The organism is Terrisporobacter mayombei (assembly GCF_020748465.1).
Lineage (GTDB): Bacteria > Bacillota > Clostridia > Peptostreptococcales > Peptostreptococcaceae > Terrisporobacter > Terrisporobacter mayombei.
In genome coordinates, this window is record NZ_JAHZMP010000003.1 from 190898 (window position 1) to 209380 (window position 18483).

Annotated in this window: 19 protein-coding genes; 1 reads left to right on the forward strand and 18 read right to left on the reverse strand. The window is 30.1% G+C overall.

Annotated elements, in window-relative coordinates:
* Positions 1-36 precede the first annotated feature (36 nt).
* From glyA to K0039_RS11615, 9 genes are all read right to left on the reverse strand, one after another.
* On the reverse strand, positions 37-1278 hold the full coding sequence (glyA, locus tag K0039_RS11580) for a serine hydroxymethyltransferase (RefSeq protein WP_228105229.1): 1242 nt from the start codon (positions 1276-1278) through the stop codon (positions 37-39).
* A gap of 477 nt (positions 1279-1755) precedes the next feature.
* On the reverse strand, positions 1756-2238 hold the full coding sequence (locus tag K0039_RS11585) for a PTS sugar transporter subunit IIA (protein ID WP_228105230.1): 483 nt from the start codon (positions 2236-2238) through the stop codon (positions 1756-1758).
* A 38-nt stretch (positions 2239-2276) separates the two neighbouring features.
* Complete coding sequence (locus K0039_RS11590) at positions 2277-3686, reverse strand: glycoside hydrolase family 1 protein (protein ID WP_228105231.1); 1410 nt, start codon at positions 3684-3686, stop codon at positions 2277-2279.
* A gap of 27 nt (positions 3687-3713) precedes the next feature.
* The gene (locus K0039_RS11595; protein ID WP_228105232.1) at positions 3714-5162 is read right to left on the reverse strand and encodes a PTS transporter subunit EIIC; all 1449 of its coding nucleotides are present in this window, start codon (positions 5160-5162) and stop codon (positions 3714-3716) included.
* A gap of 296 nt (positions 5163-5458) precedes the next feature.
* A complete protein-coding gene (locus tag K0039_RS21990; protein WP_265589471.1) occupies positions 5459-5581 on the reverse strand; it encodes a hypothetical protein in 123 nt (40 codons plus the stop codon).
* Between the two features lie 144 nt (positions 5582-5725).
* Positions 5726-6853 (reverse strand): DUF5808 domain-containing protein, encoded by a 1128-nt coding sequence (locus K0039_RS11600; RefSeq protein WP_228105233.1) that lies wholly within the window; start codon positions 6851-6853, stop codon positions 5726-5728.
* Between the two features lie 179 nt (positions 6854-7032).
* A complete protein-coding gene (locus K0039_RS11605; RefSeq protein ID WP_228105234.1) occupies positions 7033-8172 on the reverse strand; it encodes a DUF362 domain-containing protein in 1140 nt (379 codons plus the stop codon).
* 147 nt (positions 8173-8319) lie between these two features.
* Complete coding sequence (locus K0039_RS11610; protein WP_228105235.1) at positions 8320-8619, reverse strand: hypothetical protein; 300 nt, start codon at positions 8617-8619, stop codon at positions 8320-8322.
* A gap of 220 nt (positions 8620-8839) precedes the next feature.
* Entirely contained in the window at positions 8840-9262 is a 423-nt protein-coding gene (locus K0039_RS11615; RefSeq protein ID WP_228105236.1) for a DUF1284 domain-containing protein, read from the reverse strand.
* A 172-nt stretch (positions 9263-9434) separates the two neighbouring features.
* On the opposite strand from K0039_RS11615, the gene K0039_RS11620 reads away from it, so the two are divergent.
* A complete protein-coding gene (locus tag K0039_RS11620; RefSeq protein WP_228105237.1) occupies positions 9435-10490 on the forward strand; it encodes an NAD(P)H-dependent flavin oxidoreductase in 1056 nt (351 codons plus the stop codon).
* A 119-nt stretch (positions 10491-10609) separates the two neighbouring features.
* Here K0039_RS11620 and K0039_RS11625 read toward each other — a convergent pair whose 3' ends face one another.
* From K0039_RS11625 to fabK, 9 genes are read right to left on the reverse strand one after another with little or no spacing between them, the layout of a single operon-like run.
* Positions 10610-11437 (reverse strand): acetyl-CoA carboxylase carboxyltransferase subunit alpha, encoded by an 828-nt coding sequence (locus K0039_RS11625; RefSeq protein ID WP_228105238.1) that lies wholly within the window; start codon positions 11435-11437, stop codon positions 10610-10612.
* A complete protein-coding gene (gene accD / locus K0039_RS11630) occupies positions 11427-12299 on the reverse strand; it encodes an acetyl-CoA carboxylase, carboxyltransferase subunit beta (RefSeq protein WP_228105239.1) in 873 nt (290 codons plus the stop codon). The genes K0039_RS11625 and accD overlap by 11 nt, the downstream gene beginning before the upstream one ends.
* On the reverse strand, positions 12292-13644 hold the full coding sequence (locus K0039_RS11635) for an acetyl-CoA carboxylase biotin carboxylase subunit (RefSeq protein ID WP_228105240.1): 1353 nt from the start codon (positions 13642-13644) through the stop codon (positions 12292-12294). The genes accD and K0039_RS11635 overlap by 8 nt, the downstream gene beginning before the upstream one ends.
* Before the next feature lie 8 nt (positions 13645-13652).
* On the reverse strand, positions 13653-14075 hold the full coding sequence (gene fabZ, locus K0039_RS11640) for a 3-hydroxyacyl-ACP dehydratase FabZ (RefSeq protein WP_228105241.1): 423 nt from the start codon (positions 14073-14075) through the stop codon (positions 13653-13655).
* Entirely contained in the window at positions 14076-14576 is a 501-nt protein-coding gene (gene accB, locus K0039_RS11645) for an acetyl-CoA carboxylase biotin carboxyl carrier protein (RefSeq protein WP_228105242.1), read from the reverse strand.
* Between the two features lie 13 nt (positions 14577-14589).
* Positions 14590-15825, reverse strand: a complete 1236-nt coding sequence (fabF, locus tag K0039_RS11650; protein ID WP_228105243.1) for a beta-ketoacyl-ACP synthase II — start codon at positions 15823-15825, stop codon at positions 14590-14592.
* 9 nt (positions 15826-15834) lie between these two features.
* A complete protein-coding gene (gene fabG, locus K0039_RS11655) occupies positions 15835-16575 on the reverse strand; it encodes a 3-oxoacyl-[acyl-carrier-protein] reductase (RefSeq protein ID WP_228105244.1) in 741 nt (246 codons plus the stop codon).
* Positions 16576-16600: 25 nt separating this feature from the next.
* Positions 16601-17551, reverse strand: coding sequence for an ACP S-malonyltransferase (gene fabD / locus K0039_RS11660; RefSeq protein WP_228105245.1), 951 nt, complete (start codon positions 17549-17551; stop codon positions 16601-16603).
* Entirely contained in the window at positions 17541-18479 is a 939-nt protein-coding gene (gene fabK, locus K0039_RS11665; protein ID WP_228105246.1) for an enoyl-[acyl-carrier-protein] reductase FabK, read from the reverse strand. Before fabK ends, fabD begins: the two co-directional genes overlap by 11 nt.
* Positions 18480-18483 lie beyond the last annotated feature (4 nt).

Consider the following 18483-nt stretch of genomic DNA (forward strand, 5'->3'; position numbering starts at 1 on the left):
TCCATATTGTAACTTGCAATATTACTCTAAATATTATTAGTCCATCAAATTATATTCCTCATATAAAGGATATTTTTCTGTAAGCCCAATAACTAGATTTCTAGCCTTCTCTTCTAAATCATAAGTTAAACATAAGTCTATAGCCTCTGCTATAACTGCCATGTCCTCTTCTTTCATTCCTCTTGTTGTAACTGCTGCAGTACCTACTCTTATTCCACTAGTTACATTTGCTCCATTTGGATCAAAAGGAATTGAATTTTTATTTGTAGTAATGTAAGCTTCGTCTAATCTCTTTTCAGCTTCTTTTCCTGTTATTTTTTTATTAGTCAAATCAAGTAATATTAAATGATTATCTGTGCCTCCAGTTAATAATTTAAAATCTCTTTTCATTAGTTCTTCAGCTAATTTCTTGCAATTTTTCACAACTTGACCTTGATATTCTTTGAACTCATCACTTAAAGCTTCTTTAAAGCAAACAGCCTTGGAGGCAATTATGTGTTCTAATGGACCTCCTTGAGTTCCTGGGAATATAGCTTTATCTATAACTTTTGCATATTTTTCTTTACAAAGAATTACTCCTCCACGAGGTCCTCTTAAAGTTTTATGAGTTGTACTTGTTACAAAATCTGCCACTTCACAAGGATTTTGATGAAGCCCTGCTGCTACTAAACCTGCAATATGAGCCATATCTACCATTAACAATGCTCCAACTTCGTCAGCTATTTCTCTAAACTTTTTAAAATCAATTGCTCTAGGATAAGCACTTGCCCCTGCCACTATTAGCTTAGGTTTCACTTCATGAGCAACTTTTCTCACATTATCATAATCAATAAATCCATCTTTAGTCACTCCATATTCATGGAACTCAAAATATTGTCCAGATATATTTGCTGGAGAACCATGAGTTAAATGCCCTCCTTGAGATAAATTCATTCCCATTACTTTATCTCCTGGTTTTAATATAGCAAAGTAAACTGCTATATTTGCATTTGCCCCAGAGTGAGGTTGTACATTGGCATGTTCTGCACCAAAAATTTTCTTAACTCTTTCTATTGCCAAAGTCTCAACTTCGTCAATATGTACACATCCTCCATAATATCTGTTTCCGGAGTATCCCTCTGCATATTTGTTAGTCAAATGACTACCCATAGTTTCCATAACTGGCATTGATACTATGTTTTCTGATGCTATCAACTCTATATTTCTTTGTTGTCTAAATAGTTCTCTTTTCATACTGTTATAAACTTCCATGTCAGCTTGTTTTAAATTTTCAAACATTCTCTTCATCCTTTCATTTATAACCTACTGTTGACAAATCATAAATCTGTAAGTTCCCTACTATAAATATAGCATTTTTTTAGCATAATGTAACATATAAATTGAATATATTATTGATATACTTTTTATTCTAAACTGATTAGATTTATACTATTAAGTTATCATTTAGTCGAGAAAATTTCTTGGACTTACACTCCAAACTTTTAGTAGGGTATCATGCGTTTATTATTTAATGAACTTTACATAGATGAGACAAATAGACTTTATTAAAATTATTTAGATAAGATTAGAATAGATGTAATGTCTGAACTTTTTAACGTATATGATTATGAATTTGGAAATCACTTAGATAATAAGATTATTTATTAGTCATTTAAAAATAAGCTTACATATAATGAATTTCTTTAATCATTAAAAAGTAGTTACTATGTTCAAATACCTAGTAACTACTTTTTATATTTATCTTATTTTTATTTACTATATATTTAGAATAACAGTATCTTTTGATACCTCATCCTTATCCGTTTGGAAGTTTAAATTTTCAAACTGATCTGAATTAGTAACAACTATAATAATCACATCATCAAGATTATTTTCTTTTATTAATTCTCTATTAAAGGTTATTAGCTTATCACCTGTGTTGACTTTGTCTCCTTTTTTTACAAAATTTTCAAAGCCTTGGCCCTTCATTGATACAGTATTTATTCCCACATGTATTAATACTTCCATATTATTAGACATTTTTATTCCAAGTGCATGTTTTGTCTCTTCCATTACTGAAATAATCTCACCATCACAGGGAGATATTATCACATCTTCACTAGGATAAATTCCAATACCTTCACCTAGAATTTTTGCTGAAAAAACACCGTCATTCACTTTTTCAATAGGTACAATTCTTCCAGATACACAAGAGGTAACCATCTTTTGTTTCTTTTTCTTTTTAAATATTGAAAACATATAATTCTCCTTGTTTATTGCTCAATTTATTGCATATATTATAAATCTTGTCCGTTAGATTTTATAATATTTTGATACCAGAAGAAACTGTCCTTTTTGATTCTTCTTAAATCTTTAAAATCATGATCTTCTCTATTTATATAAACAAATCCATAACGCTTTTTAAAACCCTGGTGAGAACTTAATAAGTCTATTACTGACCATGGGCAATACCCCATTAATTCAACACCGTCCTCTATTCCTTTTCTACAAGCATCTATATGGTCTCTTAAGTAATTAATTCTATAATCATCATGAACTCTTTCATCTTCTGTTAAAACATCTGCTGTTCCCAGACCGTTTTCTGTGATTATTAGTGGAAGATGATATCTTCTGTAGTAGTCATTTAATGCTATTCTCATACCTATTGGATCTATTTGTGCTCCGTATTCAGTGGCTTTTAAATTAGGATTTTTTTCTATCTTGAAATATCCATATAAATCGTAATCTATTTCATTTTCACCACGACTACCTCTTTGATTTTCATCAGTAGCTTCAATATGTCTAGCACATAATGTACGATAGTAGTTAAATGCTATAAAGTCCATTTTAGCATTCTTTAAAACTTCTTTATCTTCCTCAGGCATATGAGGTACTATCCCTAATCCCCTTAAATAATTCATATAGTATGCTGGATATTCTCCATTAAAATGCATATCTAATAGATAATTAGTTTTAAAGTTGTCATTTAATTTAGCTGCCCATACATCTTCTGGTTTGTTTGAGTATGGGTAAGTTACTGTAGCTGATATTGATGGCCCTATTTTCCCATCTTCTATCATTCCATGACAAGCATTAGTTGCAAGTGCATGAGCTAAGCACATATGATAGTCCATTGTTGCTCTCATTTTTTCCACTTCATAAGCATCATCCACATATATATTCATACGTTCTTTTACACGCATCATTAAATTTTGCTCATTATGTGGTTGCCAATACTTTACTCTGTCACCGAAGTTCTCAAAGCATACTTTTGCATATCTTTCAAAAGCAAAAGCACAGTCTCTGCTTTCCCACCCATTGTATTTTTCTACTAATGCATAAGGTAAATCAAAGTGATATAGAGTTACAAATGGAGTTATGTTGCATTCTATAAGATAGTCTATAACCTTATTATAAAAATCTATCCCAGTTCGATTTATTTCTCCATCACCATCTGGAATAATCCTTGCCCATGATAATGAGAATCTATAAGTTTTTAAACCTAGTTCTTTCATTAAATCTATATCTTCTTTCCAATGATGATAAAAATCACTAGCTACTTTACTATCGGCTTGCATTGCTGACTTTTTAAATGAATTAAAATCAGCAACTGTTTTTCCTTTTCCATCTTCATCCCATCCACCTTCTATTTGAAAAGCTGATGATGAAGCTCCCCATAAGAAATTCTTTGGAAATATATTTGTCATATTTTCTCCTCCTAATGTCAATTATAATTATGCTGATACTTCGACTTCTAAATGAGACTCTTCTTCTTTTATATCTTCAAATCCAACTATATATGTAAGTACTGCTGACCCGAAGAATGCTATAGATATACCTATTAAATAAGAAGCAAATCCCATAACACCTGCCTGTGCATATACTGGAATTGTAAGTAGACCTTGGTTGGCAAATGCTATACCATAAGCTCCTCCATACCCCATAATTCCACCACCTATGGCACCACAGATTACTGCACATATCATAGGTTTTTTAAGTCTTAAGTTTACTCCATAAATAGCTGGCTCTGTTATTCCAAATAAAGCTGTTATACTTCCTGATAAAGCTACTGTTTTTAAAAATTGATTTTTTGATTTTAAAAATACTCCTAAAGCTGCTCCTGCTTGCGAAAAGTTTGCAGCCCCTGCAAATGCTAATAAATTTTGACGCCCAGTTACAGCCACATCATTTATAGCTATTGGTATAATTGCTTTATGTGCTCCAAATATAACTAGAACGCACCAAAGCCCCCCTATAAATGCACCACAAAGAATTGGACTAAAGCTCATTAATTGGTGATATGCAAAGTTCACACCATTACCTATATAAATTCCAATCGGTCCAAATAATAGAAGTGTAGCGGGAACCATTATTAATAATATAAATGTTGGAACCATTATAGTTTTGATTACTTCTGGAACTACTTTATTTAAGAATTTTTCCACATATGATAATACCCATACTGCAATTATTATTGGTATTACTGATGATGTATAGCTTGCTTTTGTAACAGCAATCCCAAATAATGATATTACTCTTTCTTCTCCCATTAAAGCTACTATGGCTGGATAGCAAAGCGTTGCTCCAATTACCATCGATATTATTTCGCTAGCTTTAAATACCTTTGCTGCAGTGTAAGCAAGTATTATTGGGAAGAAATAAAATACTGCATCTGATGCAGCACTAAATATTATATAGGTATCGTTAGTCTTAATATCAATACCATGTTTATTCATATAGTACATAGATAAAACGGCAAGTATACCTTTTATCATTCCTGATCCAGCTAAAGCAGGTACTACAGGTGCAAAGATTTTTGACATAGCTGAAAGTACCTTATTAAATAAATCACCTATTTTATTTCTTGAAGTATCTTCTTTCTCCTTTGAAGCTTCTTTTTCATTTTTAGAGGCTTTTATGTCTGATGATTTTTTTTCATTTTCCATTAATACTACTAGCTCCTTGTGAACTTTGTCTACAGTACTTCCAATTACTATTTGTAATTGATCCATACTTTCTTGTACAGTTAAAACACCCTCAATTTTTTGAAGATTCTCCTTATTTATTTTATTTTTATCTATTAGTGTGAACCTTAGTCTAGTATAGCAATGTATAACTTCTTTTATATTTTTTACATTACCAACATTATCTAAGATTTCCTTAGCCATTTTATTGAAATTCATAGATATCCTCCTAATTTGTATTTTTAGCCTTTTAAGCTGCTATTTCCTTATTACCCACATATAGTATTAAATAATCAATTCTTCAAACTTTGTAGATTATTTCGACTTTTTTCTCATATAATCATATAAAAATAACAAGTAGTTACTAAATTTATTTACCTAGTAACTACTTGTTATCTAATTATTATTTATTATAAAAATATTATACTTAACTTAAGCATACTTCATCTTCTATTCTCATATATTCTCTCATCATTACGAATACAAACCTTATCTATATTACTATCAATGATTTTCTATTTAATTACAAATTCCCAAGAATTTTCTAAATAATCTCTCAAAATTTTCTTTACAGTTTCTTTGTCATTCTTTATTTCTAGATCTATAATTATATCCACTCTATTATTTTCTCTATTCACATATTGTTTAGAGAATCTATTTTTAAATAAGACTTTTTATTATTTTTTATTTGAGTTTTGAGAATTATTTATTTCAATTCCCTCTTCCAATCCTTTTATTATGATCATGATTGATAAAATCATTCATATGAATATTGAATTCTCCTATATAAAACATATTAATAAACTTCCAACTGTTATTAACACTAGGATAATTGTAATGACTTTTCCTAAAGTATGAGCCATATTCATGCCCCACCCCATACCTAGTCTTTTTTCCACCATAAGCTTTGGATCTTCTTTGTTGTAATAGATAAAACCATAAATCCACTTTTCATCATCATTTTCAACAGTATATATATTTCTACTCTTAGGTTTTATATTACTTAACATAAGATAAAAGTAAATTACAGGCACTACTATAAAAATTGGTACTATACATGATCCTAAAGTTAGCCACATTGGCATATTTTTTTCTTGTACCATAAATATTGGTATTGTAGATGTAATAGATTGAATACTAAGAGTTAAGGCAAGAAAAGAATATCCTATGCCATTTAAATATTTTAGAGCTTTCTTCCTATTTACTTCTAAATTTTTATCATCTATATAAGTATTTCCAGCTATACTTCCTACACCTATTACAGAAAATAATAGTACCATAGATATATCTATAAAACTAGTAAAGAACACGTTTAGTATATTTTTTTCAGAGTATCCATCTGGTTTTCCATATGCTCCCCAGTGTGTGATTATAGTGTCTGGCATATTTTTATAGCTTAACAAAACATATACAAATGATGCCAGAGATAATACTATACATATTCCAAATAGTATTTTAAATTTTTTTATTAATTTTTTCTTTTCTTCTGCAAGAATTTCATCCTCTTTTATAATTACTCGTACAGGTGCTCGTTCTTTATTTTCATTATTACATGATTGTAAATTAGCTAAATAAGTATCTTTAATATATTTAACTTTTTTATATTCAATTGTTAAAATTAAAAAGAATAAAGTAAGATATATGGTAGTGCAAATTATAATATTAGCGCCTATATTTAAATCAAATATACTTTTTAACATTAAATAGATCATAATACTTAAAAGCAGTGATATATTTAATTTTCTTTTAAAATCTTTATTTATTTTAATTTTCAAATCTTCTTCTATAATTATTTCGTTTATGTATACTCCAAAAAAGTATTTCCTACTACTTAATGATTGTGTGCTTAAAGCTATTAAATGTGTAAATAAAATTGTCAGTATAAATACTATATAGTTTAGAAAAAACATAAGCTCCCCCTCCGTCTTTATGCTAATTATAATTTACTGTCCCTGAAATTTTTATATAAATAGGATATAAAGATTTTAAATTTCTATTTATATGTTTTATATTATATGAACTTAAAATAAAATATCAATTACTTTTCCTGAAGTATAGTTTTTTATGCGTAAGTTACATTTAAATATTTTTATAAAAACCTAAAAATAAAAGGTCTTTTCAAATCCACAGCCTTTTTAGGACATAATTCATGACAGCAAAAACATCTTATACAATTGTCCAAATTTATATTAGGACCATTCTCATTCATATCTATAACTTTTGGTGGGCAAACTCTGCTACATACTCCACACTTCACACATTCTTTATAATTTATTACTGGTTTTCCTGCCAGTTTTTTATTTATAAAAATCTCAATATTTTTAGGTACTTTACCTCTTAAAAAGCTAATACTTTTATTTGAAGGTATTTTAAAATCCTTAATTACTTTATTTTCTAATTCCTCTCCTAATAAACAAACATCCGAAAAGTCTTTTTCTATTAAGTTTCTTTCAACACACCTTTGTACTGTTGGAACCTTAAGTGGATCTAAATTTATTAGTTTGCAAGCAATAATATCTATAGCATAAGGACTAGGAGAAGCTAGTAACATACCTATTTTTCTAGGTACACCTGCAGTTGGACCTTCACCTTCCATACCTACTACACCATCCATAATAGTAAGGGCTGGTGATACAAAGGCACATATATCAACTAATGCCTCTGTAAAATCCTTAACTTCGGGCATTTTAAAATGGTACTCAGCCTTTTTCACCCCAGGTATTACTCCAAATAAATTTTTTATCCCTCCTGTAAAGGTTGCCATGGCATGAGTTTTTAATTTACAAATATTTATAACATGATCTACTTCAACTATAGGCTTTATTACTGTCATATATTTTAGTATTTTACCATGTGTATTTTCTACTTTTATTTCTGAAGTGTCATAATTTAGTTCAATATTAAGTTCTTCGCATACTTTTTCTATTCCGCAAGCTTTGTATACACCTTTTAAAGATGATTTTGTGTAAGGTCCACCTGGACTATCGCCAACTATTACCCTGCATCCAAGCTCCAAAAGTTGTTCAGCCATAATTTTCAAAATCATAGGATGAGTAGTTGCCATTTCTTCTGGTAGTTTTTTTGCAACAAGATTCAGTTTTATAAATACTGTACTGTTTTTCTTTACATACTTTTCAAGTCCACCTAGATCCTGTAACAATTTTTTAAATTGGGACTTCACTTCTTCATATTTATAACTATCACAACTTCTTAGTGACACTTTTTTCATGTTATATCTCCTTTTTATAATATTCCATTTTTAATTACTCAATTAATTATATCATTTCATAATAAGAGGTTGGAAATTAAAAAAACTCCTAAGAAATAAAAGCATTTTTATTTCTTAGGAGTTTTTTAATATCTAATTTAGTATATTTTAATTTTTAAAAGTAGGACAACTTTTCATTATTCCTTCCCATAATGCATTTATGTGAATCTCAAAGGTATCATAATCATGCTTAAATAACGCATCTGGTAAAGTAACTTGTACAGATTTAGCAATAACCAAAATTCTATTATAAAAATCATGATACTGATCATATTTAATCATTTCCAGTAATCTTAATATTTCTAATTCATGTAACTCAGCTTTTTCCCCAATATCATACCCTACATTACTTATCATCTTTATTTCTTCCATAGGCGCACCAACTTCCATAATAATATAGTTTTTCAATAAAATTATAAAAATAAAAGCTTAAAAGATTAGTCCCAATTAAACAAAAAACATGAAGCTACATTAATTATTTTAATTAATATAAATCTTCATGATTTATATACATTGATATTAGATTTTATTATTTTTAAATTTTTCACCTTAGCATTAAATACATTATATGTGATTTTCACAGTACAGACAATCTATTTTAAACGACATTTTATCTGTATTTTCAACATTATTTAGTAATTATATAATCCTTACAATTGGTAACTCCATACCACTCACATTCTTTACAAATATCATCAAATATATCTTCTGTTATATTGTTATATACTAAGTCTTCTAATTCACTATAATTATAAAATCCCTCTTTTAAATTAAAATGCTTAGCTACTTTTAAATCAAGTAATTTTACTTTGTCTTGAGACGAGCAAAGATTTTCATCTAATTTATTAGGACATTTTTCACAAATACTATCTGTATGAAAAACTAACTCCACTTCATTCATTTCTTTTTTTAAATTATCTACTTGAAGAAATTTATTATAAGCTTTAATTTCATTTATAATATTTTTCATTTTAGCTTTAAATTCTTCACTGTATCCATTTCCACTATAAGCTCTCATACAAAGTACATGATGCGGTCTTATTCTTAACATTTACTTACTTTTAGTCCTCCTTTTAAAATTTTAATTTATATATCCAAAACCTTGAATTTTCCATATATTCATAAGATTATTATAGTATGAAAACGCTGTGTTTTATAGTATAATATTAATTAATCTTAGTTAGTTTTAATTTTAAATTTCCCCATTATATAGGAGGAAATTTATGAAAGAATTAGTAATAGGAAATTTAATTGCAAAAGTGCCTGTAATACAAGGTGGTATGGGTATAGGTATATCTAGATCATCTTTGGCATCTGCCGTTAGTAATGCTGGTGGAATCGGGATTATATCTGGTGTTAACATTGGATATGATGAAGATGATTTTGAAAATAGCACTTTAGAAGCAAATTTAAGAGCTTTAAAAAAGCATCTTAAAATAGCTAAAGAAAAATCCAATAATGGTATAATTGGTGTTAATTTAATGGTAGCCATGAATTATTACGAAGAACATGTTAAAACAGCAATAGAATCTGGCTGTGACTTAATAATCTCTGGAGCTGGGCTACCTTTGCATTTGCCTAAATTAGTGAAAAATAGTACAACTAAAATAGCTCCTATTGTATCATCATCTAAGGCAGCACAAGTTATCCTAAAAATGTGGGATAAAAAGGACAAGACAACTGCTGATTTAATAATTGTGGAAGGTCCCAAGGCTGGTGGTCACTTAGGTTTTAGTAATGATGAGTTAGACGATATAAAATCAATTAATTATGACGATGAATTTATTAAGATTCTAGACATAACAAAGAAGTACGAAGAAAAATACAATAAAAAAATACCAGTAATTGCTGCTGGCGGAATATCTTCTGGACTTGATGTAAAAAAATATTTAAATTTAGGTGCTAGTGGTGTTCAAGTAGGTACTAGATTTGTTGCTACTCATGAATGTGATGCCCATGATAACTTTAAACAAACTTATATTAATGCCAAGGAAGAAGATATTAAAATAGTTAAAAGTCCTGTTGGACTTCCTGGAAGAGCAATAAAAAATAAATTTATTGATAAGGTATTATGCTCAAGACCTAAAATTACTAAGTGCTATAATTGTTTAGTTCCTTGTAATCCTAAGGACACACCTTATTGTATTTCAACTGCTTTAATAAATGCAGTAAAAGGTAATGTGGACGATGCTCTATTATTCTGTGGGGCAGATGCATATAAAATAAAGGAATTAAAATCAGTAAAAGAAGTTATGGATGAATTAACTTGTGAGATATAATTTATAAATTAAGAAAACTGGCTAACTCCGTTGGAATTAGCCAGTTTTTTATAATATTTAATATTTTATTTTTCATAATCTACTTCCATTAGAGTTAATCATTTTTTGTTCTTAAAATTCTATTTTTCTATAGTTTCATCGCACTCAAAACTACCCATTTTTCTAAATTTATCATATCTATTCTTTAATAGTTCATCAGAATTTATATGAATTAAATTGTTTAGATCCTTCAATATATATTCTTTTATATTTTCAGCTGCTTGAAGTGGGTTTGTATGAGCACCATTTTCTGGCTCCATAATAATATCATCTATTATGCCAAAATCTTTTAAATCATGGGAAGTTATCTTCATTGCTAAAGCTGCCTTTTTTGCCTTGCTTACATCTTTCCATAGTATAGATGCAAATCCTTCTGGAGATAAAATAGAATAAATAGAGTTTTCCATCATATATACTTTATCACCTAAGGCAAGGGCTAGTGCTCCACCGCTGCCTCCTTCTCCTATGATTATAGATATTACAGGAGTTTTCAAGCTACTCATTTCTAGTAAGTTTTGAGCTATGGCATAACCTTGCCCTCTTTCTTCCGCTCCTATACCACAAAATGCTCCAGGAGTATCTATAAAACAAATTATAGGTCTTTTAAATTTTTCTGCTTGCTTCATTAACCTTAAAGATTTTTTATATCCTTCTGGATGAACCATGCCAAAATTCATATCTATATTTTCTTTTGTGTTTTTTCCTTTGTTGATTCCAATAACTGTTACATTTATATTATTTATACTACCAATTCCACCAATTATAGCTTTATCATCCCTAAAAGATCTATCACCATGAAGTTCAATAAATTCATCAAATATGTTCTCTATATAAAATTTAGCATTTGGTCTATCTTTATGTCTTGCAAGATTAACCTTATCCCATATTATATTTTCATTATTTTGCATTTTCTCTCACCCCATGTAATCTTAAAACTTTATATAAATAGTTTCTTAAATCCCTTCTTTTAACGATAGAATCTATAAATCCTTTTTCCAAAGCAAACTCTGCACTTTGGAAATCTTCTGGTAATTTTTCATTTATGGTATTTTCTATTACTCTTCTTCCTGCAAATCCGATTACTGCATTTGGCTCACTTATTATTATGTCACCTTCCATGGCAAAGCTGGCTGTAACACCACCTGTTGTAGGATGAGTTATTACACTAATATATAGAAGCCCCGCCTCATTATGTCTTGATATTGATAGAGAAGTTTTAGCCATTTGCATAAGTGAAAATATACCTTCTTGCATTCTAGCTCCACCAGATGCTGTAAAAATAATAAGAGGAAGTCTATTCTTCGTTGCATACTCCACAATACGTGTTATTTTTTCACCTACAGCACATCCCATACTTCCCATCATAAAGTTACTATCCATAATTGCAGTTGCTACCTTAAGAGAATCGATTTCACCAGTTCCTGTTATGACAGCTTCCTTTAAACCAGATTTGGCTTGATTTAATTCTAATTTATCTTCATATCCTTCAAAATTTAAAGGATTTTTAGTTTCTACCTCTTTAAATAGTTCCACAAATGTATTTTTATCAAATATTTGGTCTATTCTATTCTTTGCAGAAATACTAAAATGATGACCACATCCTATACATACCTTGTAATTTCTCTCTAAATCTTCTTTATAAAGTATGTTTTTACATTTAGGGCAATTAGTCCATTTTCCATTAGGTATATTGGGAGTATGTGAACTATCCTCTAAATTTCTAGTGCTTACTGTAACATATTCTCTTTTTCTAAATAAATTTTTAAGCATTATTATTCACCAACTTATTCTCTATAAAAGAAGTATTATAATTTCCATTTATAAAATCCTCATGTTCCAGTATTTCATATTGAAAATCTATATTTGTTGTAACTCCACCTATGGCAAATTCGTCTAAGGCTCTTTTCATTTTAATTATGGCGTTTTCTCTGTCATCTCCGAAAGTTATAAGCTTTCCTATCATAGAATCATAATATGGTGGAATTTCATAACCACAATAAATAGCACTATCAACCCTAACTCCTAAACCTGATGGAGTATACAATTCTGTTATTACTCCTGGACATGGTCTAAAATTATTTTTTGGATCTTCTGCATTTATTCTGCACTCTATAGCATGACCAGATATTTTAATATCTTCTTGGTTAATTTCCATCTTCATACCTGAAGCTATCTTTAACTGTTCTTTTACTATATCTATATTAGTAACCATTTCTGTAATAGGATGCTCAACTTGAATTCTTGTATTCATTTCCATAAAGTAAAACTCACCACTATCATCCACTAGAAATTCTATAGTCCCTGCATTTTTATAATCAACAGCCTCTGCTGCTTTAACTGCAACTTTCCCCATTTTTTCTCTTAAATTATCATTTAGAAAAATAGATGGAGCTTCTTCTAGCACTTTTTGGTTATTTCTTTGCATTGAGCATTCTCTTTCACCTAAATGAACTACCTTGTTATATTCATCAGCCAATATCTGAAATTCTATATGTCTTGGATTTTCTATAAATTTTTCAATATAAACCTTATCTTCGCCAAAACAAGCTTTTGCCTCTAATTTGGCAGCTTCAAAATTATGTTTGAATTCCTTAATATCTCTTACTATTCTTATTCCCTTGCCTCCACCACCGGCAGCTGCTTTTATCATCAGTGGAAATCCTATATTTTTAGCTAAATCTAAAGCATGATCATATGAAAGTATTTCACCTTCATATCCTGGTACAACAGGAACATTTGCTTTTTTCATTATTTCTCTAGCTCTTGCTTTGTCTCCCATTAGCTCAATAGTTTCATAATCTGGACCAATGAATTTTATATTGCATTCTCTGCACATTTTCGCAAACTTAGGATTTTCTGATAAAAATCCAAAACCGGGATGTATACCTTCACACCCCGTCAAAACACATGCACTTAAAATATTTGTCATATTTAAATAACTATCTTTACTAAGAGGTCCTCCCACACAAACAGCTTCATCTGCCATTTGAGTGTGAAGTGCATCTTTATCCTGCTCAGAATAAATAGCCACAGTTCTTATATTAAGCTCTCTACAAGCTCTAATTATTCTTACTGCGATTTCACCTCTGTTAGCTATAAGAATTTTTTTTAACATAATATCACCTACCCAATAGCAAACATTATCTCGCCTTCACAAACTAAATTTCCATCCACAGTAGCTTTACCTTTTCCAACACCAATATTTCCTCTTAGCTTTACTATTTCTATTTCTAAATTCAATTTGTCTCCTGGCATTACTTGCTTTTTCCATCTTACTTTGTCTGCCCCAACTAAGAATCCTATTTTTCCTTTAAATTCATCCTGTGACAGTATACATATTGCTCCCATTTGAGCTAAAGCTTCTAAAATTAATACTCCTGGCATTACAGGATACTCTGGAAAATGTCCATTGAAAAAGTTCTCATTTATAGTTACATTTTTATATCCTTTTGCACTTTTTCCTTCTAATACTTCTTCAACTCTATCTATCATTAAAAATGGATATCTATGAGGTAAAATATCTTTTATTTCTTTAACAGTTAACATTTATACTCTCCTTACTTTGAATAATGGTTCTCCGTATTGAACCATTTTTCCATTTTCACTTAATACACTAACTATTTCACAATCAAATTCCGCACTTATTTCATTCATAAGTTTCATGGCTTCCACAATACAAACTACTTCACCTTTGCTTATTTTTTGACCTATACTCGCAAAAGGGTCATCATCTGGTGACATAGCTTCATAAAATGTTCCCACTATTGGTGAAACTATTACTTCCATATCAGCATCATCATTATTTTGTGAAACATGATTTTCTTCAATATTTTCTTTAACTTCTGTTTTTATATCATCATCATTACTTAAATCAGTAATGGCTAATTTATTTGAATTATTGTCACATAAATCATTGCTGTTAGATACATAATTTCTTGTAATTGATTTATCCATTTTTATAAACTCTTTTTCATCTCTCATTTCAAAATAAGATAAATTGGAGTTGTTAATAAGTTCAATAAGTTCTTTTACTTCATCAAATCTCATATTTACCTCCTATTTAGTCCCACTTTTTGAATAAAAGTGTGGCATTGTGACCGCCAAATCCTAGGGAGTTACTTAGAGCATATTTAAGCTCCTTTTCTCTTCCTACATTAGGAACATAGTCTAAATCCAATTCCTCTTCACTTTCACTATAACCTATAGTTGGATGTATAAATCCTTCTTGTAAAGACTTTATGCACGCTATGGATTCTATTGCTCCAGCTGCTCCTAACAAGTGACCTGTCATAGATTTAGTTGAAGAAATAGGAATGTTTTTTGCATCTTCTTCAAATACTTTTTTAATTGCTCTAGTTTCAAATAAATCATTATATGGTGTTGATGTACCATGAGCATTTATATAAGAAACCTCACTTGGGTTGATACCAGCTTCGTCAATAGCATCTTTCATTGCTTTTGATGCACTTATCCCCTCTGGATCTGGAGAAGTTATATGATATGCATCACAAGTTGATCCATATCCTACTATTTCGCATAGTATATTTGCTCCTCTTTCTAATGCATGGTCCAAACTTTCCATAACTAATATACCTGCACCTTCACCCATAACAAATCCACTTCTATCTTTGTCAAATGGTATAGATGCTCTTTCAGGTGTATTTTTAGAATTTAAAGCTTTCATATTACTAAACCCAGCTATAGCTATGGTTGTAATAGATGCTTCACATCCTCCACTTATCATTACATCCGCATATCCATGTTTTATATGTCTAAATGCATCACCTATATTATTAGTTCCTGTAGCACAAGCCGTTACAGCTGATGTACAAGTTCCTCTCGCACCATATTTAATGGCAATATTAGCAGCTCCTGCATTAATTATAGTCATAGGAATATACATTGGAGATATTCTTTTAGGTCCTTTTTGGTATAAATTTCTAAATTCATTTTCATGAGTATGGAAACCTCCTATACCTGAACCTACCATTACACCAACTCTATTTTTATCTATTTCATCCACATTTATACCTGACTGTTTTATAGCTTCTTCACTAGCTATAAGTGCATATTGTGTAAACTTATCAAGTCTTCTACATTCTTTTTTATCTAAATAATCTTCTATCTTTAAGCCTTTGACTTCTCCAGCTATTTTTACGTCTAGATTTTCAACGTCCATTGACTTAATAAAGTCGATTCCTAATTTTCCATTTTTAGCATTAGTCCAAAATTCTTCAGCGCTATTTCCAATTGGTGTAATAGCACCAACTCCTGTTATAACTACTCTTCTATTCATAAAAACCTCCTACATTGCCATGCCGCCATCCACATGGATGACTTGACCTGTTATATAATTAGATTGATCACTACCTAAAAATAATGCTAAATTAGCAATATCCTCTGCCTGACCTAATCTTTTAAGAGGCACTTGAGACATTATATTTTTCTTTTGGTCTTCACTTAGTACTTTTGTCATATCAGTATCTATAAATCCTGGAGCAATAGCATTTACATTTATATTTTTGCCTCCAATTTCACGTGCTAAAGATTTTGTCATTCCAATAAGACCTGCTTTTGATGCGCAGTAATTAACTTGTCCTGCATTACCTATAACACCAACAACTGAAGACATGTTTATTATTTTTCCAGATTTTTGTCTTATCATTATTGGAGTTACTGCTTTTAAACAGTTAAATGCTCCTTTTAAATTAACATCTATAACACTATCAAAATCTTCTTCTTTCATTCTAATTATTAAATTATCTTTTGTTATACCAGCATTATTAACTAATATATCTACTCTACCAAAAGCTTCTTTAGCTTCTTTTATTAATTTCTCAGCTTCTTCAAAATTACTTACGTTTGCTTTGAAAATCAAAGTATCAGATCCTAATTTATCTAATTCTTCTTTTAACTGAAGAGCTTCTGTTTCACTATTTCTATAATTAAGCACTATATTAGCGCCTTCTTTGGCATATTTTAGAGCAATTTCTCTACCTATACCTCTAGAAGCACCTGTAATTACTGCACATTTTCCTTGTAACATTAACTTTCCTCCCGTTATTCAAAGCTTAAGCATCAATTTTTTCAAGCTTTAAACTTTCAACTGTTTCTTTTAAAGATTTTAAATCTTCTACATTATAGATTTTTACATCTTTATTTATTTTCTTTACAAATCCACTTAAAGTTTTACCTGGACCTAATTCTACAAAAGTATTTACTCCTTTATTAATTAGATCTCTTATACTCTTTTCAAAAAGTACTGATGACATTATTTGTTGTCTTAATAATTCCTTCACATCATCACTTTCTTCATAAGGACTTCCTTTTACATTAGAGTAAACTGTTTTTTCAAATTTATTTATATTTGCTTTTTTTAACTCTTCATAAAATTTGTAACTAGCCTTTTCATATATAGAACTATGGAAAGGTCCACTTACTTTTAAAGGAACTACCATTCCTTTTAGTTCTTTTCCTATTTTCATACTTGCTTTTATTGCCTTGTGTTCCCCTGATATTACAACTTGACCAGGACAGTTATAATTTGCACCTTCCACAAGTCCGAACTCACTAGCTCTTTTTATAAGCTCTTCAACTTTGTCATTATCAAGCTTTAATACAGCTGCCATAGTACCTTCCTCTGGGCTTACCTCAGAGTCCATGATCTGAGCTCTTGTCTTTATAAGCTTCATTCCATCTTCAAAAGAAAGCATTCCACCATATACTAAAGCTCCATATTCTCCTAAAGATAATCCTAAAGCATAGTCAGCTTCAACTCCTGCCTCCTCTAAAGCTTTTTCACATGCTAAAGATGTTAACATTATTGCAGGCTGGCTATTTTTAGTTCTAGTTAGTTCTTCATTAGATCCATTGAAAATTAAATCCTTCATAGGCATATTTAGAATTTCTTCACCTTTATCAAATATGTCTTTGCAACTTTCTATATTTTCATATAAGTCTTTCCCCATATTTATATATTGTGACCCTTGACCTGGAAAAAGAAATGCTATTTTATTGCTCATTGGAAACCCTCCCAAATACTGAATCTAATTCACTCATTAATTCATTTATGATTTCTTTACAACTTTGTTTTTTACTAACAAGTCCTGCTATCTGACCTGCCATAACACTACCATTATTAACATCACCATCTACTACAGCTTTTCTTAAAGCTCCTTTTCCTAAAGCCTCTATTTCTTCTGGGTCTGCATTAGTTTTTTCAAGTCTTATATATTCTCTAGTAAGTTTATTTCTTAAAACTCTAACTGGATGAGATGTACTTGTTCCTGTAACTTCAGTATCTATATCTTTTGCGTTTAAAACTCTATCTTTATAATTTTCATGTACCTTGCATTCTTTCGATACTAAAAATCTAGTCCCCATTTGAACTCCACAAGCTCCAAGCATAAACGATGCTGCTATACCTCTTCCATCACCTATACCTCCTGCTGCTATTACAGGGATATCCACTGCATCCACAACTTGTGGTACTAAACTCATAGTTGTCAATTGGCCAATATGACCTCCTGCTTCCATCCCTTCTACTATAACTGCATCTGCACCGAATTTCTCCATTCTTTTTGCAATTGCTACAGAAGGGACAACAGGTATTACTTTCACATTGTGTTTTTTCCAATCTTCAATGTATTTACCAGGACTTCCTGCTCCAGTAGTTACTACAGCAACTTGTTCATCACATACTAACTTTGCAATTTCATCAATATTATCTCTCATAAGCATTATATTTATGCCAAAAGGCTTTTTAGTAAGTGATTTAGTTTTTCTGATTTCAGTTCTAACATCTTCTGTATCGCCTACTCCACTTATAATTCCCAAGCCTCCTGCTTCACTAACTGCTGCTGCTAAAGTAGCATCTGATATCCAAGCCATACCGCCTTGAATTATTGGATATTCTATATTAAGTAATTCTGCTATCCTTGAAGTTTTCATATTT

Excerpts from the sequence above, each read along its gene's own strand:
- K0039_RS11595 (WP_228105232.1), bottom strand. The coding sequence starts at position 5,162 with ATGAATTTCAATAAAATGGCTAAGGAAATCTTAGATAATGTTGGTAAT.
- glyA (WP_228105229.1), bottom strand. The coding sequence starts at position 1,278 with ATGTTTGAAAATTTAAAACAAGCTGACATGGAAGTTTATAACAGTATG.
- fabG (WP_228105244.1), bottom strand. The coding sequence starts at position 16,575 with ATGTTACAAGGAAAATGTGCAGTAATTACAGGTGCTTCTAGAGGTATA.
- K0039_RS11615 (WP_228105236.1), bottom strand. The coding sequence starts at position 9,262 with ATGTTAAGAATAAGACCGCATCATGTACTTTGTATGAGAGCTTATAGT.
- accD (WP_228105239.1), bottom strand. The coding sequence starts at position 12,299 with ATGCTTAAAAATTTATTTAGAAAAAGAGAATATGTTACAGTAAGCACT.
- K0039_RS11585 (WP_228105230.1), bottom strand. The coding sequence starts at position 2,238 with ATGTTTTCAATATTTAAAAAGAAAAAGAAACAAAAGATGGTTACCTCT.
- K0039_RS11625 (WP_228105238.1), bottom strand. The coding sequence starts at position 11,437 with ATGCAAAATAATGAAAATATAATATGGGATAAGGTTAATCTTGCAAGA.
- K0039_RS11605 (WP_228105234.1), bottom strand. The coding sequence starts at position 8,172 with ATGAAAAAAGTGTCACTAAGAAGTTGTGATAGTTATAAATATGAAGAA.
- fabF (WP_228105243.1), bottom strand. The coding sequence starts at position 15,825 with ATGAATAGAAGAGTAGTTATAACAGGAGTTGGTGCTATTACACCAATT.
- K0039_RS11635 (WP_228105240.1), bottom strand. The coding sequence starts at position 13,644 with ATGTTAAAAAAAATTCTTATAGCTAACAGAGGTGAAATCGCAGTAAGA.
- accB (WP_228105242.1), bottom strand. The coding sequence starts at position 14,576 with ATGAGATTTGATGAAGTAAAAGAACTTATTGAACTTATTAACAACTCC.
- K0039_RS11620 (WP_228105237.1), top strand. The coding sequence starts at position 9,435 with ATGAAAGAATTAGTAATAGGAAATTTAATTGCAAAAGTGCCTGTAATA.
- fabK (WP_228105246.1), bottom strand. The coding sequence starts at position 18,479 with ATGAAAACTTCAAGGATAGCAGAATTACTTAATATAGAATATCCAATA.
- fabD (WP_228105245.1), bottom strand. The coding sequence starts at position 17,551 with ATGAGCAATAAAATAGCATTTCTTTTTCCAGGTCAAGGGTCACAATAT.
- fabZ (WP_228105241.1), bottom strand. The coding sequence starts at position 14,075 with ATGTTAACTGTTAAAGAAATAAAAGATATTTTACCTCATAGATATCCA.
- K0039_RS11590 (WP_228105231.1), bottom strand. The coding sequence starts at position 3,686 with ATGACAAATATATTTCCAAAGAATTTCTTATGGGGAGCTTCATCATCA.
- K0039_RS11600 (WP_228105233.1), bottom strand. The coding sequence starts at position 6,853 with ATGTTTTTTCTAAACTATATAGTATTTATACTGACAATTTTATTTACA.